20 protein-coding genes and 3 tRNA genes are annotated in these 21444 nt (G+C 66.1%); 14 read left to right on the forward strand and 9 right to left on the reverse strand.

What is annotated here, in order from left to right; genetic code table 11:
• The first annotated feature begins 8 nt into the window (after positions 1-8).
• The 8 genes from HNQ73_RS01250 to hutX all read left to right on the forward strand — a co-directional run bounded on the left by HNQ73_RS01250 (position 9) and on the right by hutX (position 7909).
• Positions 9-1331 (forward strand): homoserine dehydrogenase, encoded by a 1323-nt coding sequence (locus HNQ73_RS01250; RefSeq protein ID WP_183331462.1) that lies wholly within the window; start codon positions 9-11, stop codon positions 1329-1331.
• Positions 1332-1432: 101 nt separating this feature from the next.
• On the forward strand, positions 1433-2428 hold the full coding sequence (gene glpX, locus HNQ73_RS01255; protein ID WP_183331464.1) for a class II fructose-bisphosphatase: 996 nt from the start codon (positions 1433-1435) through the stop codon (positions 2426-2428).
• A gap of 50 nt (positions 2429-2478) precedes the next feature.
• On the forward strand, positions 2479-2934 hold the full coding sequence (locus HNQ73_RS01260; protein WP_183331466.1) for a GNAT family N-acetyltransferase: 456 nt from the start codon (positions 2479-2481) through the stop codon (positions 2932-2934).
• A 179-nt stretch (positions 2935-3113) separates the two neighbouring features.
• Positions 3114-4880 carry a single-stranded-DNA-specific exonuclease RecJ gene (recJ, locus tag HNQ73_RS01265; protein WP_183332172.1) on the forward strand — a complete coding sequence of 589 codons (1767 nt, stop codon included), beginning with the start codon at positions 3114-3116 and terminating at the stop codon, positions 4878-4880.
• Positions 4881-4966: 86 nt separating this feature from the next.
• Positions 4967-5042, forward strand: a tRNA-Glu gene (locus tag HNQ73_RS01270).
• A gap of 391 nt (positions 5043-5433) precedes the next feature.
• Entirely contained in the window at positions 5434-6279 is an 846-nt protein-coding gene (locus HNQ73_RS01275) for an outer membrane protein (protein ID WP_183331468.1), read from the forward strand.
• A 108-nt stretch (positions 6280-6387) separates the two neighbouring features.
• Positions 6388-7197 (forward strand): TIM barrel protein, encoded by an 810-nt coding sequence (locus HNQ73_RS01280; RefSeq protein ID WP_183331470.1) that lies wholly within the window; start codon positions 6388-6390, stop codon positions 7195-7197.
• 118 nt (positions 7198-7315) lie between these two features.
• Positions 7316-7909, forward strand: a complete 594-nt coding sequence (gene hutX, locus HNQ73_RS01285; protein ID WP_244649818.1) for a heme utilization cystosolic carrier protein HutX — start codon at positions 7316-7318, stop codon at positions 7907-7909.
• Positions 7910-8161: 252 nt separating this feature from the next.
• Here the strand turns inward: hutX and HNQ73_RS01290 are convergent, their stop codons facing one another.
• Positions 8162-8473 carry a hypothetical protein gene (locus HNQ73_RS01290; protein WP_183331472.1) on the reverse strand — a complete coding sequence of 104 codons (312 nt, stop codon included), beginning with the start codon at positions 8471-8473 and terminating at the stop codon, positions 8162-8164.
• A 10-nt stretch (positions 8474-8483) separates the two neighbouring features.
• The gene (locus HNQ73_RS01295) at positions 8484-8684 is read right to left on the reverse strand and encodes a hypothetical protein (RefSeq protein WP_183331474.1); all 201 of its coding nucleotides are present in this window, start codon (positions 8682-8684) and stop codon (positions 8484-8486) included.
• Positions 8685-8785: 101 nt separating this feature from the next.
• Between HNQ73_RS01295 and HNQ73_RS01300 the strand changes: the two genes are divergently transcribed.
• The gene (locus tag HNQ73_RS01300; protein WP_183331476.1) at positions 8786-9100 is read left to right on the forward strand and encodes a DUF2853 family protein; all 315 of its coding nucleotides are present in this window, start codon (positions 8786-8788) and stop codon (positions 9098-9100) included.
• A 67-nt stretch (positions 9101-9167) separates the two neighbouring features.
• On the opposite strand, the gene HNQ73_RS01305 is transcribed toward HNQ73_RS01300, so the two are convergent.
• The 6 genes from HNQ73_RS01305 to HNQ73_RS01330 form a co-directional block, all read right to left on the reverse strand.
• Positions 9168-9428, reverse strand: a complete 261-nt coding sequence (locus tag HNQ73_RS01305) for a glycine zipper domain-containing protein (protein WP_055458004.1) — start codon at positions 9426-9428, stop codon at positions 9168-9170.
• Positions 9429-9563: 135 nt separating this feature from the next.
• Positions 9564-9640 (reverse strand) — tRNA-Arg (locus HNQ73_RS01310).
• 21 nt (positions 9641-9661) lie between these two features.
• Positions 9662-9967 (reverse strand): ETC complex I subunit, encoded by a 306-nt coding sequence (locus HNQ73_RS01315; protein WP_183331478.1) that lies wholly within the window; start codon positions 9965-9967, stop codon positions 9662-9664.
• Between the two features lie 85 nt (positions 9968-10052).
• Positions 10053-10129 (reverse strand) — tRNA-Pro (locus HNQ73_RS01320).
• 312 nt (positions 10130-10441) lie between these two features.
• Positions 10442-12955 carry an autotransporter family protein gene (locus HNQ73_RS01325; protein WP_183331480.1) on the reverse strand — a complete coding sequence of 838 codons (2514 nt, stop codon included), beginning with the start codon at positions 12953-12955 and terminating at the stop codon, positions 10442-10444.
• A 908-nt stretch (positions 12956-13863) separates the two neighbouring features.
• Positions 13864-14073, reverse strand: coding sequence for a cold-shock protein (locus tag HNQ73_RS01330; RefSeq protein WP_183332176.1), 210 nt, complete (start codon positions 14071-14073; stop codon positions 13864-13866).
• 351 nt (positions 14074-14424) lie between these two features.
• On the opposite strand from HNQ73_RS01330, the gene HNQ73_RS01335 reads away from it, so the two are divergent.
• From HNQ73_RS01335 to HNQ73_RS01345, 3 genes are read left to right on the forward strand one after another with little or no spacing between them, the layout of a single operon-like run.
• Entirely contained in the window at positions 14425-16152 is a 1728-nt protein-coding gene (locus tag HNQ73_RS01335) for an ArnT family glycosyltransferase (RefSeq protein ID WP_183331482.1), read from the forward strand.
• A gap of 50 nt (positions 16153-16202) precedes the next feature.
• Positions 16203-16955: a glycosyltransferase family 2 protein gene (locus HNQ73_RS01340; RefSeq protein ID WP_183331484.1), complete on the forward strand. Its 753-nt coding sequence runs from the start codon at positions 16203-16205 to the stop codon at positions 16953-16955.
• Complete coding sequence (locus tag HNQ73_RS01345) at positions 16955-17296, forward strand: lipid-A-disaccharide synthase N-terminal domain-containing protein (RefSeq protein ID WP_183331486.1); 342 nt, start codon at positions 16955-16957, stop codon at positions 17294-17296. Before HNQ73_RS01340 ends, HNQ73_RS01345 begins: the two co-directional genes overlap by 1 nt.
• A gap of 86 nt (positions 17297-17382) precedes the next feature.
• Here HNQ73_RS01345 and metC read toward each other — a convergent pair whose 3' ends face one another.
• The gene (metC, locus tag HNQ73_RS01350) at positions 17383-18561 is read right to left on the reverse strand and encodes a cystathionine beta-lyase (RefSeq protein ID WP_183331488.1); all 1179 of its coding nucleotides are present in this window, start codon (positions 18559-18561) and stop codon (positions 17383-17385) included.
• A 355-nt stretch (positions 18562-18916) separates the two neighbouring features.
• Between metC and HNQ73_RS01355 the strand changes: the two genes are divergently transcribed.
• Both HNQ73_RS01355 and HNQ73_RS01360 read left to right on the forward strand, forming a co-directional pair.
• Positions 18917-19933: an amino acid ABC transporter substrate-binding protein gene (locus tag HNQ73_RS01355; RefSeq protein WP_183331490.1), complete on the forward strand. Its 1017-nt coding sequence runs from the start codon at positions 18917-18919 to the stop codon at positions 19931-19933.
• A 313-nt stretch (positions 19934-20246) separates the two neighbouring features.
• Positions 20247-21437 carry an amino acid ABC transporter permease gene (locus tag HNQ73_RS01360; RefSeq protein WP_183331492.1) on the forward strand — a complete coding sequence of 397 codons (1191 nt, stop codon included), beginning with the start codon at positions 20247-20249 and terminating at the stop codon, positions 21435-21437.
• The last annotated feature ends 7 nt before the right edge of the window (positions 21438-21444 follow it).

The following is a 21444-nucleotide window of genomic DNA, read 5'->3' on the forward strand; positions in this document are numbered from 1 at the left end:
GGTTCACCATGTCGCATGAATTCAGGGTCGGCGTCGCCGGCCTCGGCACGGTCGGCGCTTCCGCCGTGCGCATGCTTGCCCGCCAGGACGAGCAGCTTTTCGCCCGTCTCGGACGTCGGGTGAGGGTGACCGCCGTGTCCGCGCGCAACCGCTCGCGCGACCGCGGCCTCGATCTCGCGGCGCTCACGTGGTTCGACGATCCGGTCGCGCTCGCCCGCAGCGGTGATATCGACTGTTTCGTCGAACTCATCGGCGGAGAGGATGGCCCCGCGCTCGAGGCCGTCACCGCGGCGCTGGAAGCGGGCAGGCATGTCGTCACCGCCAACAAGGCACTGCTGGCGCGGCACGGTGTGAAGCTCGCCGCGCTCGCCGAGAAGAAGGGCGTTTCGCTCGCCTTCGAGGCGTCGGTCGCCGGCGGTATCCCCATTATCAAGACGCTGCGCGAGGCCCTCGGCGGCAACACCATCAGCCGCGTCTACGGCATCCTCAACGGTACCTGCAACTACATCCTCTCGCGCATGGAGGCTGAGGGCCTGTCTTTCGAGGAATGCCTCAGGGACGCGCAGCGGATGGGCTATGCCGAGGCGGACCCGACCTTTGACATCGGCGGGTTCGACACGGCGCACAAGCTGTCCATCCTGACGAGCCTCGCCTTCGGCACGGAGATCGACGCCGAGGCGATCTATGTCGAGGGCATCTCCTCCATCAGCCCCATCGACATCCGGATGGCCAACGAGCTCGGCTATCGAATCAAGCTTCTCGGCGTCGCCGAGCGGACGAAGACCGGCATCGAGCAGCGCGTGCATCCCACGATGGTGCCGAAATCCTCGGCCATCGCGCAGGTGATGGGCGTGACAAACGCCGTGACGATCGACGCCGACGCCGTGCGCGAGCTCACACTCGTCGGTCCGGGGGCGGGGGGCGACGCGACCGCCTCGGCCGTCGTCGCGGACATCTGCGACCTTGCCGCGGGCAAGGCCGGGCCACCCTTCGGCGTGCCTGTCGCGATGCTGCGCAAGCCCGAGCGCGCGAAGATGCGGCTGCACACCGGGGGCTATTACGTGCGCCTGACAGCCTACGACAGGCCGGGCGCTGCCGCGTCCATTGTCACCCGCATGGCGGAGGCTGACATTTCGCTGGAGAGCATCGTCCAGCACCGGTCGGAGGATGCCGCCCAGCGCGACCCCTCCGGGCGCTCGGGGGCGCCGGTGCCGGTGGTGCTCATCACCTATGCGACGACGGAGGCCGCCATCCGAAAGGCGGTGGACAAGGTCATCGGCGACGGGCATGTCGCCGAGGCGCCACAAGTCATCCGTATTGAACGGGAGTAGGCGGCTGCAGACACTGTCGCTAGACGACCCGCACCTTCGAGTGATCCAGTCGGCCGGTCCGGCCCGGCGATCCTAACGGCCTTTAGGGAGATCCGACCGCGATGAGCGAGATTACCGTCAAGCCGAACCAGCTGATCGAACGCATCCTCACGCTGGAGCTCGTGCGCGTGACCGAGCGTGCCGCCGTGGCCGCTGCGCGGTGGCGCGGGCGTGGCAACGAGAAGGCCGCGGACCAGGCCGCGGTTGACGCCATGCGCCGCGAGCTCAACCGCCTGCCGATCGACGGCACGGTCGTGATCGGCGAGGGTGAGCGCGACGAGGCGCCGATGCTGTTCATCGGCGAGAAGGTCGGCAACACCAAGGGGCCGAAGGTCGATATCGCGGTCGATCCGCTGGAGGGCACGACGCTCTGCGCCAAGGACATGCCCGGCTCCATCACCGTGATGGCCATGGCCGAGGCCGGCACGCTGCTCGGCGCGCCGGACGTCTACATGCAGAAGATCGCGATCGGCCCCGGCTATCCGGAGGGTGTGGTCGATCTCGATGCCTCGCCCGAGGACAACATCCACGCGCTCGCCAAGGCCAAGGGCGTGAAGCCGAACGAGATCAACGTGCTGATGCTCGATCGGCCGCGCCACGCCGACATGATTGCGGCCGTGCGCAAGACCGGTGCCGGCATCCGCCTGATCACCGACGGTGACGTCGCCGGCGTCATCTTCACGGCCAACCCTGAGGAGACCGGCATCGACATGTATCTCGGCATCGGCGCCGCTCCCGAGGGCGTGCTCGCCGCAGGCGCGCTGCGCTGTGTCGGTGGCCAGATGCAGGCCCGCCTCATCCTCGACACGCCCGAGAAGCTCGACCGCGCGGCCAAGATGGGCGTCACCGACCCCAACAAGAAGTACCAGCTGCTCGACCTCGCCTCGGGCGACGTCATCGTCGCGGCGACTGGCGTGACCAACGGTGCGCTTCTTTCGGGCGTGCGCTTCCACAAGGACATCATCGAGACGGAGACGGTGGTCTACCGCTCGGCCACGGGCACCGTGCGGCGCATCAAGGCGGAGCACCGGGAGCTCGCCAAGTTCCACCTCGAGTGACCGTTCGCCGGGGCGATTGACGCGACGCTCGCCGGAAGGGGGGAGGCAGCATGCGCGAGGATGCGATTGTCGTGCGGCCGCTCACGGCCGCGGACCGGGCGGCCTGGGAGCCTCTGTGGCAAGGCTATCAGGCCTTCTATTGCATCTCCCTGCCGCCGGAGGTGTCGGACGGCACTTTCGCGCGCATGCTTGATCCCGCCGAGCCGATCCATGGCCTCGGCGCATTCGTCGACGGCGAGCTTGCGGCCATCGCACATTATATCTTCCACGCCACGACCTGGAGCCTGGCCCCGCGCTGCTACCTCAACGATCTCTTCACCGCCGAGGCCCACCGCGGCCGTGGGCTCGCGCGGCGCCTCATCGAGGCGGTCTACGAGGCAGCGCGGTCGGCCGGGGCGGACCGTGTCTACTGGCTCACGCACAAGGACAACGCGACCGCGCGGGCGCTCTACGACCGCGTGGCGGAAGACGTGGGCTTCGTCCAGTACCGCAAGCTTCTTCCGTGATCTGTCTTTTCCCGGCGCTGCTACCCTGAAGCGGTTGGCCCGGCCCAGGCGGCGTGAATAATCGGGCCATGAGCGAATCATCCCTCGCGCGGACCCTTGATTCTCACGACGCGCTTCCGGCCCTCGCCCGTGCCGCGCCGCGCCCCTTCCTCGGCGTCACACGTTCGGCCCTCGGGCGCATGTGGCGCGACAGGTGCGACGAGGCGCAGGCGCTGCAGGCCCTTGCCATGGTCCAGCAGTACGGTCTGCCCGACATGGTGGCCCGCGTGCTCGCCGCACGCGGCGTCGCGCCGGGCGAGGCCCTCGCATTCCTCGAGCCGCGCCTGCGCGACCTCATGCCCGATCCCTCCGTGCTGCGTGACATGGACGCGGCTGTGGCGCGGCTCGTCGTTGCGGTGAAGCGGTGTGAGCAGATCGCGATCTTCGGCGATTACGACGTGGACGGCGCCTGCTCGGCGGCTCTCCTCGGCGGTTTCCTTGGCCGCTGCGGCGTGCCTTATGTCATCCACATTCCCGACCGGCTGACGGAGGGCTACGGGCCCAACATGGCGGCCGTCAGCGCGCTGCGCGAGGCGGGGGCGCGCCTTCTCGTCACGGTGGACTGCGGCACCGCGAGCCATGCGGTCTTCGCCCATGCGCGCGAGCTGGGCATGGACGTGGTCGTCATCGACCACCACCAGGCGCCGGCGGAGCTGCCTGTCGTCGAGGCGCTCGTCAACCCGAACCGGCAGGACGACCTCTCCGGCCTCGGGCATCTGGCGGCGGCGGGCGTGGTCTTCCTCGTCCTCGTGGCGCTCAACCGGGCACTGCGGGAGGCTGGCTTCTGGCGGGCTGACCGGCCGCAGCCCGATCTTCTCGCCGAGCTCGACCTCGTGGCGCTGGCGACGGTGGCCGACGTCGTGCCGCTCCGGGGCCTCAACCGGGCCTTCGTGCGCCAGGGGCTCGCCGTCATGCGCCGGCGCGGCCGGCCCGGGTTGACCGCGCTGATGGACACGGCCGCCCTCTCGGGTCCTCCCGAGGCATGGCACCTCGGCTTCCTGCTGGGGCCGCGCATCAATGCCGGCGGGCGCATCGGCGATGCTGCGCTCGGCGCCCGGTTGCTGCTGACGTTCGACGAGGCGGTGGCGCGGGCGACCGCCACGGAGCTCGACCGCCTCAACAAGGAGCGTCAGGCCATCGAGCTCGTCGCCGTTGAGGAGGCGATGGCGCAGGCCGACATGGCTCTGTCCGCCGATCCGGACCGGGCGGTGCTTGTCGTCCACGCGCCGGATTGGCACCCCGGCGTCGTTGGCCTCGTCGCCGCCCGGGTGAAGGAGCGTTTCCAGAAGCCGACCTTTGCCTTTGCTGCCAACGGCGAGGGCGGGCTCACCGGCTCGGGCCGCTCCATCCCCGGCGTCGATCTCGGCGCGGCGGTGCGCCGGCTCGTCGAGGCGGGGCAGGTGGCAAAGGGTGGCGGTCACGCCATGGCCGCTGGCGTGACGCTCGCCGACGGCAATCTCGCCGCCTTCGCCGAGGCCATCGACGCCCTGCTGCGCGACAGTGTTGCCGTGGCGGGGGCGGACACGGCGCTCCTCATCGACGGCGCCATGACCGCGGCCTCGGCGACGACAGAGCTGATGGCGCGACTCAACGGGGCAGGGCCCTTCGGCTCCGGTCATCCCGAGCCTGTCTTCGCCTTCCCCAACCATATCCTCACCGAGGCGGCGGTGGTCGGCAACGGCCATGTGCGCCTGCGGCTGCGCGCCGGCGATGGCAGCCAGGTAGGCGGCATCGCCTTTCGCGCCGCGGACCAGCCGCTCGGCCGTGCGCTCCTGGCATCGCGCGGCGAGCGCGTCCACGCCGCCGGCAGCCTCGCCGTTGACCGATGGGGCGGGGCGGAGCGTGTCGACGTGCGCGTCGCGGATGTGGCACCGGCGACCCCCGGCAAGGCTGTGGACGGGCGCTGATCCTTTGGTCTTCGCCAGCGGTTGCGCTTGCCGCGGTGGGAGATACGCTCTATATGTCGCGCCGCTGCTTCGCCCCGCGAAGCTCTGCGCCCATCGTCTAGCGGTCTAGGACGTCGCCCTTTCACGGCGAAAACAGGGGTTCGAGTCCCCTTGGGCGCGCCACCGCTTCTCTCCCAAGAAATCAGTCCTCATTGCTGCGGCCGACGCGCGAAGGCGCGCCGCAGCGGGTTTGCTGTGCCGGCGAGCAGCCCAGGACGGGCTGCGTCGGGAGAGCGGGCCGACCGGACCGGTCCAAGCATCCCTCGCTGCACACGCCCTGGTGCCGCCGCGCAGCGGACGGCCGGTGCGCTTTCATGAGGGCGTCGTGCCGGGGCGCGCCCGCCAATCCGGATCACGGCGGTCGCCTGGCATCAGCCGCGCTCAATCCAATGGAATTGGCTTAATAAATCAGGAAGATATATCGCGTGTTTCATTTCCATATCCCGTGTAGGTTGCAGATCATTGAGACGGTTGTATGCAATCTTTTCATAGAAATTCAAGCAGGTGAATAAAATTGTATTCTTCAATTATGGGTTGTGTGTATTGCTTTGCGTGGATTGGTGATGAACAATATTTGCGTCCCGATCCGATGTATGGGGGGGCAATGAGTCGATTCGGTTTGGTGGGCATTATTTTAATCGCAGGAGTAAGTGCTTCTTCTGCGGCAGATCTTATGCGGCCAGCTCCTGCGGTTCCGACGGCTTTCGACTGGACCGGAGCGTATGTCGGTCTTCACTTGGGGTATGGCTGGGGAGATTCCGATTTCGTCGATTCGGAATACAACGGTGCTCCGCCCTACTTTCCAGTGGTCAACTGGAGCGTCGATTCCGACGGTTGGCTGGGAGGTGCCCAGGCTGGCTACAACTTTCAGCATGGGGCCGCGGTTTTCGGTGTCGAAGGCGAGATAGGCTACCTCAATCTCAGGGGCACGAAGGTCCAGCCGGGTCTGGATCCCTATGGCTTCCCATACGATGGCTACGGCAAGGTGCGGGGAGGCTGGTACGGGGCGATCAGCGCGCGCCTAGGGTACGCGCTGGACCGTACGCTGATCTATGTGAAGGGCGGTGCCGTCTATTCCGGCGCAAAGCTGGGCTTCCTGGATACCTGCACAGAGGATCCCTGCGGTAATACGACGATCTCCATCTCAAAGAAGGTGGAGTGGGGTTACCTGCTTGGCGCCGGTGTCGAGCACGCCTGGACCGACAATCTGACGGCCAAGATCGAATACGCCTACATGGATTTCGGCCGCAGCACGATCCACGGCCTCGGATACGTCGGCGGTTGGAACGCTGTTCCTTTCAATATCCGCTCCGATCTTTCGGTGCACAGCGTCAGACTAGGCATCAACTACAAGTTCTGATTGCCCAAGTTCTGATCGTCGCAGCTGTGCGCCGGCCAAGGCCGTCGCACCCGTTTGGGGTATCCTTCGGCATCCGGCAATTCTGCGACGGATGCGACGGAGGTTCCCGTGAAAGCGCTGCGTTTCGCCCTCAACCACATGGTGGCGCCCCGGCGCGACTTCGCCGGCTTCTTTGCGCTGGCGCGCGAGATCGGCATCGATGCGGTCGAGATCCGCAATGACCTTGCTGGCATTGCCATTGCGGATGGCACGCCACCGGTGGCGGTGCGCGCTGCCGCGGAGGCGGCGGGGCTGACGATCCTGTCGGTCAACGCGCTGCAGCGGTTCAACGACTGGACGACGCAACGGGCGGCCGAGGCGAGGGCGCTTGCCGACTACGCCGCCGCCTGCGGGGCACGTGGGCTCGTGCTGGTGCCGGTCTGTGATGGAACACCGGGTGACGAGGCAAGGCTCGAAGAGGCGCTCGCCGCCCTGAAGCCGTTGCTGATGCAGCGCGGCCTTACCGGCCTCGTCGAGCCGCTGGGCTTTACCTTCTCCTCGCTGCGGGCGAAGGCCGAGGCCGCGGCGGCGATCGCGGCGGTCGACGGGGAGGGCGTATTTCTCCTCGTGCACGACACCTTCCATCATCACCTCGCGCAAGAGTCTGAGTTCTTTCCGTCGCTGACCGGCCTTGTGCACATCTCGGGTGTTGTGGACGAGGCCGTTTCCGTCGCCGACATGCGCGACCCGCACCGTGTCCTGGTCACGGCAGGCGACCGGCTCGACAATGTCGGGCAGATTGCGGCGCTTCTTGCAGGCGGCTATCGGGGCGCCCTGTCATTCGAGCCCTTCTCCCCGGCCGTCCACGATCTTGCCGACCCGGCCTCCGCGCTGCACGAGAGCATGGCGTTCATCGCAGGTCGCACGGGCATCTCCTGATGCTATTCAGTAGAATTCTTCCAGATTGCAATCTTCTTTGGAATTGATCTGAATTATTGGCCGTGGATTGGATGTATTGTTTAGTGTTGCTTGATGATATAATGGATACGCGAGGCTTTTGGCCTTCATCCATCTAGAAAATCGACGGCAGGGGATTGATATGGCTGCAGAAGGGCAGGGGACTGCGGGAGCCGGCGGACGGGCGGCGCTGGCCGCGCGTTTCGCAACCAACCTCGACGGTGTGATTGAGAATCTGGCCCAGGAATATGGGCTAAGCCCGCTAGAGGCGACGCGGTTGCTGCCGCCGCATGCCTGTCGCTGGGCTGCCCCGGAGCGCTTCGGCGAGATCATGGAGGATCTGACCGGCTGGGGGGCCGTCCTCTTCCTCGTCCACACGCCGTCCGCGATCGTCGAAGTCAAGGCGCCCGTTCCGCCGGGGACGTTCGCGCGCGGCTATTACAACCTGCACGGCGACAGCCCGCTTGGCGGACATCTCAAGGCCGAGCGCTGCGTGGCCATCGGTTTCGTCAGGCGTCCCTTCATGGGCCGCGAGTCGGCGTCCATCCAGTTCTTCGACTGCGACGGCGCCAGCATGTTCAAGGTCTTCGTCTCGCGCGGCGCGGACCGGACGCTCGATGCCGGGCAGCTCGAGCGCTTCGAGGCGTTGGCCTCCCGCGTGACGGAAGCGGCCCCCGCCCCGGCGGCGCAGTAAGCTCCGGCGCGTCGGCTGCCGGCTGATGCCGGCCGCCGACCCGCCAACCGTTTCACATGCCGCGCCTCCTGTGGGTCCGCGGATGCATCTCGTCGTCCATCCCGACAATGGGGACAGTGCGGACAAGCGGGGCGACGGACGAAACCTGCCCGCCGTACGGACTTCAGGTCCGCGCCTGTACGCCGAGGCATTCCGCGGCATCACCTGACCAGGCGTCGCTCTGGTTCAGGGCATATCGCGCCGAGCGGCGCGTCAGGCGTCGGCTTCGTCGTCGTCGATCGGCACGAGAAAGAGCACGTCGAGTCCTTCTTCTTCGCCGTCGAGGGTTTCGTCCTCGTCGAAGGGCTCCGCCTCGTCCTCCATCATGAGGTCGAAGGTCTCGGATTCCTCTTCGCTCGCCGGACGCAAGTTGAGCGGCGCGATGCCGTCCCACAGGGGCTCGCCGTCGCTCGTCATCTGCCGGAGGTCGTTCCTGAAGGCCTCCTGGTTGAAGACCGCGCGGGCCTGCTCCTCGTCGGCGTCTATCACGGCGACCGCCTTGCGGCCGATTTCCAATGTATACATGTGAGGTCCTTCAGTTGATGAAGCGGTGCAAAACTTCTGCGCCGTTCCGGCTGCGGCTGTAGCGCGTCCTGGCCAACGGCACCAGCGCCATCTCAGCGAATATCTGTGTCGGATGCGTGGCGGGCAGGGCGCCGGAGACGGTGCGTCCGGTCATTGCCAAAATGAACGGCAGTGCTTTGAATACTATAGCGGCAATATCGCCGCTTCTCATGCCCGGTGATTCGAGGAGGCAACAGACCGGCGCTGCTTCAGCTGACCTTCAAAGCGCGTGTTGCGTATCTTTATCCAACAACCAGAGGCCGGAGAGGGACGATGTCGGATCAACTCGCCGATGTTCGTAAGTATGCGAAGAAGCCTATCAACGAAGCAGCGCTGGCAGGGCTCGCCAAAACCTACCAGCTTGTGCTCAGCAAGCCGGACAGCCGCTATGTCGCCTGCTCCGATCCAGAGGAATGCGCCCGCATCCGCGAAAATTTCCTGAAGAAGAAGCTGGGGCTGACGAGCGGCGATCTCGACGGCGCCATCAAGGCCGTCTGCCAGACGATGAAGGACGACCGCACCAAGTCGCGCCTGACCTTCTACTATCTTCTGGCCGAGCACTTCGACAAGCTGGACGTCTTCGCCTGAGCGGCGGCAGGCTGCGCAAAGAGAAAGGCCGGCGGGAACGCCGGCCTTCGCTTAGTGCTCGACCGCCTCAGCAGTCGCGGTAGCGGCGGCCCCGGTAGTAGTAGGTCTGGCACTGGGGCGCGGTCGCTGCGCCGATCATGGCACCGCCCGCGGCGCCGATGGCGCCGCCGACCAGCGCGCCGCCGGCCGTCCCGGTGGCAAGGCCGCCGACGAGGGCGCCGGCACCGCCGCCAATGAGGGCGCCGCCGACCGCGCGGTCACCCGGGTTGCTGGTGTTGCAGGCGGCGAGACCGAAGGCCAGTGCGCCCAGAAGAACGATCTTTTTCATGAACGGGCCCCTCGAAAGGAACGAGCGAATCCGGGCGCAGCGCGCCCTGCGCTCCCCTCATACGTGCCCGGCGCAGGAAAGCAAATAGCCTTTGCGCACCGGATGTGGCGACCGCCGGCAGGAATGCGAGGGAAATGGCGACCCCTGCAGGGCTCGAACCTGCGACCTAGTGCTTAGAAGGCACTTGCTCTATCCAGCTGAGCTAAGGGGCCGTGCGTTGCCCGCCGCGCGCCTCAGTGTGTCCAGGGCATCACGCGGTTGAACTTGAAGTTGTCCGCATAGGAGATGATACGGCGCTTGGGCGCAAGCGGCTGCTCGACCCGGTAGGGGATGCCGTTACGGCGCGCGTAGGCCTCGGCTTCCTCGCGGCTGTCGAAGGAGAGCCTGAGCTGCTGGCGCATGTCCGACGAGCTCGTCCAGCCCATCAGTGGCTCGACCTCACGCGGCTTCTCCGGCTCGAACTCGAGCAGCCAGCGCTTGGTCTTGGCGGTGCCGGACTGCATAGCCGTCTTGGTCGGCTTGTAGATGCGGGCGATCATCGTTCGGTCGCGACTTCCTTTGGGATCAGGCTCCAACCGCGCCGGAAGCGGCCGAGGCCGCTTGCCGGAACGGTTGCCGACATGATGGTCGGGGCAGCAGGATTTGAACCTGCGACCCTCTGCTCCCAAAGCAGATGCGCTACCAGGCTGCGCTATGCCCCGGACCGGTCCATGTCCAAGGTTTTCCTAGTGTTTCCCGCCGGCGAAGGCAAGGGCATCGCGCGCAGAATTGGAATGGAACGGAGCCAGAGTGCACAATTCGGGATCAAAATTCCCGGAGGAGCTCCCGAAGTGATTCCTCCCCTGGGCGCTGCCCCCTAGCGGCGCGCGGCACGAGCCGAGCGTGTGCTGCGGGCAATCGGTCACGGCGATGCTGCCTATGGATCGGCCTGCGCCGGTCTCGCGGCCAGCCCTGTCGTCCGCAGGCCCCGAGTGCGGCGTTCGTCCTGGTGTCACTGCCGGCGCAGGCAGGCCTCACCACGCGCTGCGCAGGCCGAGCCTGGCGTCGACTCGGTAGTTCCCGCCGCGACCGGAGAGATTCGTGGCCGCGTTGACCTCCCCATAGAGCGAGAAGGCATCGTCGTCGAAGTTGTAGGAACCGCCGAGTCCGAGGCCAGCCCATGTCCGTGGCTCGTCGTTCGCGAGCCGCACGCCGGAGCCCTTGGCTGACACGCCTTCGAGAAACTCCTGATAGACGTTGGCGATGGCATGCAGGCTGAGGCGTCGCAGGAGGCGGGACGGGCTTGTCCACTGCCGCTCGTGCTGCAGGGCAAGGCCGATGCGGGCCTGCAGGCTGTTGCGGCGGTCATCGCTGACGACGGCTCCGAAGGGGTCGGTGAACCGGTCGTAATGAACGCCCGCCCAGGTCAGCTGCGCCTGGGGCACGAGGCCGAGGGTGGCGCCGAGAGGAAATCGCTGCCCGAGTTCGAGGCTCATGGCGTGGCCGAAGCCCATGACGCCGTTCTTGAGGGCGCGATTGAGCGTGTGGGACTGCAGGTCCGTCTCGAGGCGCGACAGACTCGCCTGGGCATCGGCATAGAAGCCACCGCTGCTGTACCAGGTAGCCGTGCCGCCGAAGCCGAAGGCGGTGGTTTCGTTGCGCCCCCGCCCGAAGGGCGAGGAAATTTCGGCGAACGCCTGCCCGTAGTGCAGGCTGAGGCCGCCGACGAGGGTTCCGGCCGCGCTCTGGAAGGTGAGAAAGTCGAGGCCAACCTCGCCGCGCCCCTGGCGCTGTTCGAGGCGGGCGTCAGTGGTGACGAAGCCGCCCCTGAGGCGCAGGAACTCGCCGTCGACTCGGCCCCAGAAGCCGCTGCCTTCTGTAAAGGCTGTATCGGCGGGGGCGGTACTGTTCCTGTCAGCCCCCTTGGCCTGCCACGACCGGTTGCCGACGCGCTGCTGCAGGGTGGGGCGCCTCATGAGGCCCAGCGCAACGCGCGGCATCGTCTCGTAGAGCGGCACGCCCGGGTGATAGATGCGCTCCGGCATCGGGGGAGCCTCGGGTTCCGGGCTGCTGCCGTCCGACAGCAGATAGGAGCGCAGGTACCAGTCGCCGTCGGCGGGATCGCTGATGCCGTTCTTCCTCAGGACATAGCCGTAGAGACCGGCGCCGACCGCCGGCTCGCCATTGTAGAGGAAGTCCCCCACCAGAGAGAACGTGCCGTTGGAGGCGCCCCAGACATCGACGATCTTGATGCCCTCGACGGTCTGTGCGCCGCTCCCGCCGACGTTCTGGACGACCACTCTGGTCAGGCCGGAAGTGTCGCCCTGGATCACGAGCATGTCCGTGGGCGAGGCGTCGCCGCCGAGGACGGTTTCGATGTGCAGCTCGCCGCCGTCGCCCACGTAGTTGCCTGCAACGGTCAGCACGCCGATGGAATTGCCCGGCGCCACGACACCCCGGTTGGTCAGGTCACCAACGATGCCGATGCCTTGAAGGCGGCCGGCGCTTTCGACATTCATCGTGCCGCCGAGCCTTCCGTCGATGCGCAGGCTCCCCCCGTGGACGGTGGTCGTGCCGGAGAACGCCGAGCTGTCCGGCGCCGTGAACTGGGTGTAGCCGGCATGATGATCGATCCGTCCGTTCCCGTGGACGACCGGCGCGAACAGGTATGGCCCATCAGCCAGCGTCGTCGTGTGGTTGAAGACGAGTGTCGCGTCGCCGTTGCCGAAGTAGATGCTGCCGGTGTCGAGGTTCCCGGATTCAGCCGGGCTGTCGCCCGCAGCGGCCCCGATGTTGATGACGCCGTGGGTGCTCGCTCCGATCCCGATGCCGACCTCTCCCAGCGTCCGGAGCGTGCCGCCGCGCAGCAGCGTCAGGAAGCCGGAACCGTAGGTGTAGCCGACGGCCGTGTCCCCAGCGACCGTGACTTCCGCTTCCCGGTCGATGGTCATCGTCGCCTGCGAGCCCGACATCCAGCCCATCAGCAGATTGTCGCCGATGTCGAGCGTCGCGCGGTCGTCGACGAGGACGCCGACGCGTCCAAATTCGCCGATCCGTCCGGCGCCGGTCGTCGTGATGGCTGATCCCGGTCCCGTCAGCGTGAGGGAAGTATACTGGTAGTTGCTGCCGAGTTGCAGCAGGCCACGGCTGCTGGGGCTGCCACCGACGCCGACGATCGAGATCTTGCCGCCGTTGCTGACCTCGATGGTGGCATCGCCGGTCATTCCCGCGGCCGACAGGTCGCGCCCGGTGATGGAAAGTTCCGATCCTGGTCCATCGACTGTGAGGGAGCCGGAGCCCTGGGTATTCGCGAGCGAGACGTTGTAGACACTGACCTTGCCGCCGTTCGCGATGAGGACATGCCCGTCGCCGTTGGGCTGCCCGCCGATGGTCAGGTGATTGTTGCCCAAAATGCTGAGCTGGGCGCCGGGGCCTGAAACGGTCAGCCAGCCATAGTCAGAGGCGCCGACTTCGATCGAATTGCTGACCGTGACGCTGGAGGAGAAGATGCCGAGGCCGCTGGTGGGTGCGAGGACGATGCGGCCCAAGGTGAAGACCGAGTTGTCGGCTATGTGTAACTCGGATGAAGCGGAGGCACTTCCGATATTGAGCGCAGTGCCCTGGAAAGTTATTCCCGATGCGATGACAGGAAGCGGTCCGGTGTCGATCCAAATGTTGACGGAGTTTGTCGCTCCCGAAACGGGTGGTGAACCACCTTCCCAGTTTTCTCCATCACTCCATTGGTCAGATATTCCGCCTTTCCATGTATATGTCTGGGCATGTGAGGGACATGGGAATAGAATTAAGAGAAATATTCCCAGTCTTCTCCAATCGTGATGCGTGCATAACGCGTTGCTCTTGACGGATCGGGTGAGAGGTTCGATATCGCGCATGCGACATCCTCCCTTCATGTCACAGACGCAAAATATCCATTTATGATATGTAGAATGATTTTTTGTTTATGAGTTGTGCATTATTTCGTATATGGCTATGCAACATTGTTGTTTTCACGCATGTTGGAGTGATTCGCGATAACGATGATTTCGAATACTATTCGGTTGTCTCGTTTATGGATGGCAACCTGCGCGTGTACTTTCTAGGGGCGCGGAAGGGGGCAGAATTTCCGGTGGGTAACCCGTCGTAGCGGGGCTCGGAGCGGAGTAATTCATTCGCCGAGCCGGCTGCCGGCCGGCCCTGTGGCGAGGCTCGCGATGCGGTTGACGGCGATTTGCAGGGACGTGTTCCCGGCGCCCGAGCCCCCGTTCGTGGCGAGGGGGCGACAAAACCCTGCGGTGTTCCGTTGCCAGTCTGGAGGGGCGCTTCATGCGGATTCGGCGCCACTGCCCCCGAGGTGCGGGCGGGCAGTCATCACAGGGCCAGCGACGGGCGAGGGGGCGGGACAAGCTGCCCAGAAATTGTGAGGGGAGGGCGCTGGCGCCCTCCACCGGGGCAGGCCTCAGGCGGCCTGGAGGTTGCCAGCCGAGGTCTTGCCGGTGCGGCGGTCCGTCTCGAGCTCGTAGGAGATCTTCTGGCCTTCGTTCAGACCGCGCAGGCCGGCGCGCTCCACGGCGCTAATGTGGACGAAAACGTCCTTGCCGCCGTCATCCGGCTGAATGAAACCATAACCTTTCTGCTCGTTGAACCACTTCACGGTGCCGGTGCTCATTTTGTCGTATCCTTCGTCTTCAGGTTGCACGCGGGCGCGCGCCGCCAAGCGGGCGAGCGCCATTGTCGTCGCAGATTTTGGGGAAGAAGTAGGTAGGTGCGCCTGACTGCGAGGCGTGACAGACCAATATTCCGGCCAAATCCCGATAAATTTACGATAGGGCCCAATTGTGGTGGATGCAAGGCGATCTGCCCCGGCGCTGCAGGAAGTTGTGCGAAGGGCGTCAAGACGGCCCATTGCCGGCTGCGGACGCCGCCGCTAAAACGGCGCTCGTTCGGGCGTAGCGGGCGAGCGCGGAGCATTTGGCGCCGGATTACGGCGCCGGACGGGATTTCCGGAACAGGCGAGAGCATGGCCTTGATCGGTGAAAGCACGGCGCCGGCCAGTGCGCAGAAGGAGGGCGTCGTGTCGGGGAGCGACTGGGCCCGGCGGCTCCTGGCGACGCTGAGCGCAAGCCACCTGCGCGCGCTCGTCGTGCTCGTCCTCCTGTCGTGTGCTGCCTTCGCCCCGGGCTTTGTCTCCCTCCAGCCGATGGACCGCGACGAGCCGCGCTTCGCGCAGGCGAGCAAGCAGATGCTCGAGAGCGGCGATTTCGTCGACATCCGCTTCCAGGACGAGGCCCGCCACAAGAAGCCCGTCGGCATCTACTGGCTGCAGAGTGCGGTCGTTGCCGGGGCCGAGGCGCTGGGCGTCGAGAACGCGCGCACGACCATTGCCTTTTACCGCATTCCCTCCTTCCTGGGAGCGGTGGCGACGGTGCTGCTGACCTACTGGGCTGCGCTCGCCTTCGTCTCGCCGGGCGGTGCGCTGCTTGCCGGTGCCTTCATGGCCGCCTCCATCCTCCTCGGTGTCGAGGCGCGGCTCGCCAAGACCGACGCGGTGCTGACGGCCACCACCGTCGTGATGTTCGGCGCCCTCGCGCGGCTCTATCTCTGGCGCGACAGGATCATCTCGACCAGTACCATCGCCGCCTTCTGGGCAGCCTTCGCCCTCTCCATCCTCGTCAAGGGCCCCATCGGGCCGATGGTGGTCGGTCTCGCCGGCGCGGGTCTGTCGGTCCGCGACCGCTCGGCCGGCTGGCTCAAGGGGCTCAGGCCGGGCTGGGGGCTGCTCCTGACGGCGCTCATCGTCGCACCCTGGTTCATCGCCATAGCGTTGAAGACGGGTGGCGCCTTCTTCGATGAATCGGTCGGCAAGGACATGCTGGCCAAGGTGGGGTCGGGCCAGGAAAAGCATTGGGGGCCGCCGGGGTTCTATCTGCTTGCCTTCTTCGGCACCTTCTGGCCGGCGGCGGTGCTGACGGCCATCGCCCTGCCGCTTGCCTGGCGCTGGCGGGCAGAGCCCTGGGTCGCCGTGTGCCTCGCCTGGGTGCTGCCGTCCTGGCTTGTCTTCGAGGCCGTGCCGACCAAGCTGCCGCATTACGTCCTGCCGCTCTACCCGGCTCTTGCCATCTTCACCGTCAAGGTCATGGAGCTCGGCGAAGTCGGGCCGCATCGCCCGGCGGCGGTGCCGGCTGCCCTGCTCATTCCCTTCATCCCCTTCGGCCTCGCCGTTGGCCTTGGCATCGCCGGCTACCAGCTCGACGGCGTGCCCCCGTATGCGGGGCTGCCGGGAATGCTTGTCGCCGCGCTTGTCGCCTTCTGGGCGTGGCTCGCCTTCCGGCGCGGGGCGGTCGTCAGGACGGCGGTGCTCGCCGTCATCGCCTCGCTTGTGCTGTCCATCTCGGTCTGGGGGCTCACGCAGCCCCTGCTGCGCGCCCTCAAGCTCTCCCCCCGGCTTGCCGTGGCGGTGGAGGCGGTGGGCTGCCCGTCGCCGCGCGTTGTGACGGCGGGCTATCGCGAACCGAGCCTCGTCTTTCTCGTCGGCACGGATCTGGCGATGGCGGACGGGAAGGGCGCGGCAGCCTTCCTCTCCCGCGAGGGGTGCCGCGTCGCGCTCGTGGAGGCGCGGGAGGAGCAGGAATTCCTTGCGTCGCTCGGCGAGATGGGAAAAACACCACGTCTCGTCACACGGGTGCCGGGATTCAATATCAACGGAGGGCGCAAGCTCGACGTCGGCGTCTATGTCACGGGCGATTGAGCGAGCTTTCCTGAGCTTCGCCGGTCGTCCTGTCGCCTGCAAGGTTTGAGATGAACGATCAGTTCGAGATCGATGCCTCGGCACCGCGCGTGAGCATCGTCGTGCCGGTCAAGAACGAGGCTGGCAACATCGCCCCGCTGGTGGCGGAGATCGAGCACGCATGCGCCAGCCTCGCGCCGTTCGAGGTCATCTACGTGGATGACGGCTCGAGTGACGGCACCGGAGCTGAGCTGGCGCGGCTTGCTTCCGAGCGGCCATGGTTGAGGCGGCTGAGGCGCGAGCGTTCCGCCGGACAGAGTGCCGCCGTGCGGGCCGGGGTGCGGGCCGCGCGGGCGCCGATCATCGTGACGATTGACGGGGATGGCCAGAATGATCCGGCCTTCATCCCGCAGCTCGTCGCGGCGCTCGAAAAGGGCGGGCCCCGCGTCGGCCTTGCGGCGGGCCAGCGCCTCGGGCGCAAGGACACGGGTTTCAAGCGCCTGCAGTCGCGCATCGCCAACAAGGTGCGCAGCGCCGTGCTGGGCGACGGCACGCGGGACACCGGCTGCGGGTTGAAGGCGGTACGGCGCGACGTCTTCCTGAGTCTGCCCTATTTCGATGCCATCCATCGCTTCATGCCCGCACTCGTCAAGCGCGAGGGCTACGAGGTGGTGCTCGTCGACGTGGTGGACCGGCCGCGCCTGACGGGACAGTCCAACTACGGGCTGTTCGACCGCCTGTGGGTCGGCATTCTCGACCTCTTCGGCGTGTGGTGGCTCATCCGCCGCTGCCGGCGGGCGATGCCTGCCGAGGAGTTGAAGTGATGCTCGTCATCTCGTTGTCGCGCGAAATCGGCGGCTACCTCTACGAGGTCTTCATCGCCAACTTCGACTTCTGGCTGGCACTCGGCCTCGTCGGCCAGCTGCTTTTCGCCATGCGCTTCGTTGTGCAGTGGCTGGCGAGCGAGCGCGAGCAGCGCAGCGTCATCCCCGTCGCCTTCTGGTTCTTCTCCATCGGCGGCGGGCTCATCACGCTCATCTACGGCCTGTACAAGCGCGAGCCGGTGATCATTCTCGGCCAGGCCTTCAGCATCTTCATCTACCTGCGCAACCTCGTCTTCATCGCTCGTGAGCGTCGCGCCGCGCGCTCGGCGGCCGAGGGCTGAGCGCGAAGCCGGAAAGCTCTGCTCCTGAGCTGGAAACGCCAGCCGGAAGAACGGGTTGGCAGGTGTCTCTGCGAAAGTGAATCCGCTCAGTCGGCCGCCTTCAGCCGTGCGAATCCCTCGGCGAGATCGGCCTTCAGGTCATCGAGATCCTCAAGCCCGACCTGCAGGCGCAGGCAGGGGCCGCCGGGGTTCCACTCGCTCGCGGTTCGATAGCCGCGGCAGTCGAAGGGGATGATGAGGCTCTCGAAACCGCCCCAGGAATAGCCCATGCCGAACAGCTCGAGGCCGTCGAGCATCGCCGCGACGGCCTTCTGCGAGGCCGGTTGCAGGACGATGGAGAACACGCCAGAGGAGCCGAGGAAGTCGCGCTTCCAGATCTCGTGGCCGGGGCAGGAGGGCAGCGCCGGGTGCAGCACCCACTTTACCTCCGGGCGTGTCTGGAGCCAAGCCGCCAGGTCGAGCGCCTGCCGTTCGGCCTCCTTGAGGCGCAGCTGCATGGTGCGCAGGCCGCGCAGGGCGAGGAACGTGTCTTCCGGGCCGGCGCAGGCGCCGAAGGCATCGAAGGTGGCGCGCAGGGCGGGCCACCAGCGTTCGTTGGCCGAAACGAGGCCGATGAGAAGGTCGGAATGGCCACCGAGATACTTGGTGCCCGCCTCGATGGCGATGTCGGCCCCACGTGCGTGCGGCGGATAGAAGAGGGGTGTGGCCCAGGTGTTGTCGAGCAGCACGACCGCGCCGCGGCTGTGCGCCACCTCGGCAATGGCCGGCACGTCCTGAACCTCGAAGGTCTGCGAGCCGGGCGTCTCCGTGAAGACGACAGTCGTATTGTCCCTCATGAGCGTGGCGATGCCGGCGCCGATGAGCGGATCGAAATAGTCGACCTCAACGCCCATGCGCTTCAGCACCGTGTCGCAGAAGTGGCGCGTCGGCTGGTACACGCTATCTGTCACGAGCACATGGTCGCCCGCCTTGACTGTCGCCATCAGCGCGATTGTGACCGCGGCGAGGCCGGAGGGAACGATGATCGTGCCGGCGGCGCCGGTCAGGTCGGTCCAGGCGCTCTCGAGCGAGGCGATCGTCGGCGTGCCCTTGGTGCCATAGGTATAGCGCGCCTTGCGATGGACCAGCGCGTCCATCGTCGGATAGAGCACCGTCGAGCCGCGATAGACCGGCGTGTTGATGAAGCCGAATTGCTCATCCGGGTTGCGCCCGGCGGTGACGAGACGGGTGCGGATGCCGCGCGGTCGGTCGGTGCTGGAAGACATGCCTGTGGAAAACCTGGAGGGTGAGCAAGAAGTGTCTGGATGTTTGGACCGGGCTCCGCGCTGCCGTCAAGCGGGGGCAAGGTGGACGGCACCACAGGATCTGCTGGCGGCGCGGCATGTGTCCGCCGTTCTGCCCACTTTGCGCCATGAGTTTGTCACGGTTGTGCTTGACCGGCTCAACAAAGTCGAATGTGATGCATAACAGTCCGTGATGCATGGAGCTTGCGCCGGTGGTGCCGTTTCCCGCTGGGCCGGGTATGGTGCACGGTCGCGACGGGTCAACCCGGAGAGACGGAAGTCAGCTACCCAGGTCTTCCCCGGCTCCGACGGACCTTCAGAGTGGGAGACACAATCAATGAAACGTATGATCGCTTCGGTCGTAGTCGGACTCGCGGCCGGCCTCGCCGCCACGGCGGCTTCGGCTGCGACGCTCGACCAGATCAAGCAGAGGGGCTTCATCCAGTGCGGCGCCAACACTGGTCTTGCCGGCTTCGGCGTGCCGGATGACAAGGGCAACTGGACCGGCCTCGACGTCGACCTGTGCCGCGCGCTGGCGGCGGCCGTCTTCGACGATCCGACGAAGGTCAAGTTCATTCCCCTGTCGGCGAAGGACCGCTTCACGGCCCTCCAGTCGGGCGAGGCGGACGTCCTCATCCGCAACACGACCTGGACGATGTCGCGCGATACGTCGCTCGGCCTCAACTTCACGGGCGTGAACTACTACGACGGCCAGGGCTTCATGGTCCGCAAGAGCCTCGGCATCTCCTCGGCTCTCGAGCTGGACGGTGCCTCGGTCTGCACGCAGCAGGGCACGACCACCGAGCTCAACCTTGCGGACTATTTCCGCGCCAACAACATGAAATACGAGGTGGTGGCCTTCGCGACGTCGGACGAGACGGTGAAGGCCTATGACTCGGGGCGCTGCGACGCCTTCACCACGGACGCCTCGGGCCTCTATGCCGAGCGCCTGAAGCTGACGAACCCGGATGACCACATCGTCCTGCCCGAGATCATCTCCAAGGAGCCGCTGGGTCCGTCCGTGCGCCACGGTGATGACCAGTGGTTCGACGTTGTGAAGTGGGTGCACTTCGCCATGCTCAACGCCGAGGAACTTGGCGTCACCCAGGCCAATGTCGACGAGATGCTGAAGTCGGAGAATCCTGAGATCAAGCGCCTGCTCGGCACCGAGGGCAAGTTTGGCGAGGCGATCGGCCTCACCAACGACTGGGCCTACCGTGTCATCAAGCACGTCGGCAACTACGGCGAGGTCTTCGAGAGGAACGTGGGCGAGGGCTCGCCGCTGAAGATCAAGCGCGGCCTCAACGCGCTGTGGACCAAGGGCGGCCTGCAGTACGCGCCGCCGATCCGCTGAGGTGAACGGAGCCCCGGGCTGGGGGAGGACAGCCCGGGGCGTGCCACGACGTTCACAAGCAGATAACCGCCTGTAAACGGATGAAGAAATCGGACAGGCGGTTGCTATAATAACAATATGCCCAAGGCGGCCATCAGATGCCTGCCGTGAGAAGGGGAACGAAAATGCCAAAAGAAGCGAAGAAAACGGGAGAGGGGTGCTCCGGCTGTTAGCCTGACCGACGAGCGAACGCCGGCCGACGACTTGGGAGTCGGCCGCAGTCAATTTGCCATGGCGGGAGCGTGCGTGCGTTCCCGTGTCGGGAGGCTTGTCAGTGACTGACATTACCCAGAGCACAAGCCCGCGCACGAGCCTGATCAACGATCCGAAGGTGCGCGGCATCGCCTACCAAGTGATCCTCGTCGTCGTGCTGGCCCTGCTCGTCTACGAGGCCACGACGAATGCCATCGAGAACCTGCGCCGGGCGCGTATCGCCTCGGGTTTCGATTTCCTGTCGACGACCGCGGGTTTCGACGTCAACCAGACGCTCATTCCTTTCAGCAGCTCCGGCGGCTCGACCTATGGCGAGGCCTTCATCGTCGGCCTGCTCAATACGCTGCTGGTGGCCGCCATCGGCATTGTGCTGGCCACGATCCTCGGCTTCATCGTCGGCGTGGCGCGCCTGTCGTCCAACTGGATGGTGGCGAAGCTCGCCAAGGTCTATGTCGAGGCGATCCGCAACATCCCGCTCCTGCTGCAACTCTTCATCTGGTACAACGCGGTTCTCAAGGCGCTGCCCAATCCGCGCCAGTCATACGAGATTGCGGGCGGCTTCTTTCTCAACAACCGAGGGCTCTTCGCGCCCGAGCCGGTGCTGGCGCCGGGGGCGGGTATCGTCATCGGCGCGACCGTTCTGGGCATCGTCGGCGCCTTCGCCTTCCGCTTCTGGGCGCGGCGGCGGCAGGAAAGGACGGGCCAGCAGGCTCCCGTCGGCGCCGTGGCGCTGGCTCTCATCGTCGGCCTGCCGCTTCTGGCGTTCCTGATCACTGGCCGCCCCATTTCTCTCGAGTATCCAGAGCTGCGCGGCTTCAACTTCACCGGCGGGGTGCAGGTCATCCCCGAATTCGTGGCGCTGCTCATCGGCCTGACGACCTACACGGCCGCGTTCATCGCGGAGATCGTGCGGGCCGGCATTCTCGCGGTGTCGCGCGGGCAGACCGAGGCGGCGCACGCGCTTGGCCTGCGTGAGGGGCAGACGCTGAAGCTCGTGATCATTCCGCAGGCGATGCGTGTCATCGTGCCGCCGCTGACGAGCCAGTATCTCAATCTCACCAAGAACTCCTCGCTGGCGGTGGCCATCGGCTATCCCGACCTTGCGCAGGTCTTCATGGGCACCGTGCTCAACCAGACCGGCCAGGCGGTCGAGGTGATCGCGATCACCATGGCGGTCTATCTCGCCATCAGCCTGTTCACGTCTTTGGTGATGAACATCTACAACCGCCGTGCGGCGATCGTCGAGCGATGAGGAGGTG

The organism is Chelatococcus composti (genome assembly GCF_014201415.1).
In the GTDB taxonomy this organism is placed as follows: Bacteria; Pseudomonadota; Alphaproteobacteria; order Rhizobiales; family Beijerinckiaceae; genus Chelatococcus_A; species Chelatococcus_A composti.

What these genes read in the sequence shown, in the direction of transcription:
- HNQ73_RS01340 (WP_183331484.1), top strand. Translation starts at nt 16,203, where the DNA reads ATGAACGATCAGTTCGAGATCGATGCCTCGGCACCGCGCGTGAGCATC.
- metC (WP_183331488.1), bottom strand. Translation starts at nt 18,561, where the DNA reads ATGTCTTCCAGCACCGACCGACCGCGCGGCATCCGCACCCGTCTCGTC.
- HNQ73_RS01335 (WP_183331482.1), top strand. Translation starts at nt 14,425, where the DNA reads ATGGCCTTGATCGGTGAAAGCACGGCGCCGGCCAGTGCGCAGAAGGAG.
- HNQ73_RS01250 (WP_183331462.1), top strand. Translation starts at nt 9, where the DNA reads ATGTCGCATGAATTCAGGGTCGGCGTCGCCGGCCTCGGCACGGTCGGC.
- HNQ73_RS01345 (WP_183331486.1), top strand. Translation starts at nt 16,955, where the DNA reads ATGCTCGTCATCTCGTTGTCGCGCGAAATCGGCGGCTACCTCTACGAG.
- HNQ73_RS01330 (WP_183332176.1), bottom strand. Translation starts at nt 14,073, where the DNA reads ATGAGCACCGGCACCGTGAAGTGGTTCAACGAGCAGAAAGGTTATGGT.
- HNQ73_RS01260 (WP_183331466.1), top strand. Translation starts at nt 2,479, where the DNA reads ATGCGCGAGGATGCGATTGTCGTGCGGCCGCTCACGGCCGCGGACCGG.
- recJ (WP_183332172.1), top strand. Translation starts at nt 3,114, where the DNA reads ATGTGGCGCGACAGGTGCGACGAGGCGCAGGCGCTGCAGGCCCTTGCC.
- glpX (WP_183331464.1), top strand. Translation starts at nt 1,433, where the DNA reads ATGAGCGAGATTACCGTCAAGCCGAACCAGCTGATCGAACGCATCCTC.
- HNQ73_RS01315 (WP_183331478.1), bottom strand. Translation starts at nt 9,967, where the DNA reads ATGATCGCCCGCATCTACAAGCCGACCAAGACGGCTATGCAGTCCGGC.
- HNQ73_RS01290 (WP_183331472.1), bottom strand. Translation starts at nt 8,473, where the DNA reads ATGTATACATTGGAAATCGGCCGCAAGGCGGTCGCCGTGATAGACGCC.
- HNQ73_RS01355 (WP_183331490.1), top strand. Translation starts at nt 18,917, where the DNA reads ATGAAACGTATGATCGCTTCGGTCGTAGTCGGACTCGCGGCCGGCCTC.
- HNQ73_RS01305 (WP_055458004.1), bottom strand. Translation starts at nt 9,428, where the DNA reads ATGAAAAAGATCGTTCTTCTGGGCGCACTGGCCTTCGGTCTCGCCGCC.
- HNQ73_RS01295 (WP_183331474.1), bottom strand. Translation starts at nt 8,684, where the DNA reads ATGAGAAGCGGCGATATTGCCGCTATAGTATTCAAAGCACTGCCGTTC.
- HNQ73_RS01300 (WP_183331476.1), top strand. Translation starts at nt 8,786, where the DNA reads ATGTCGGATCAACTCGCCGATGTTCGTAAGTATGCGAAGAAGCCTATC.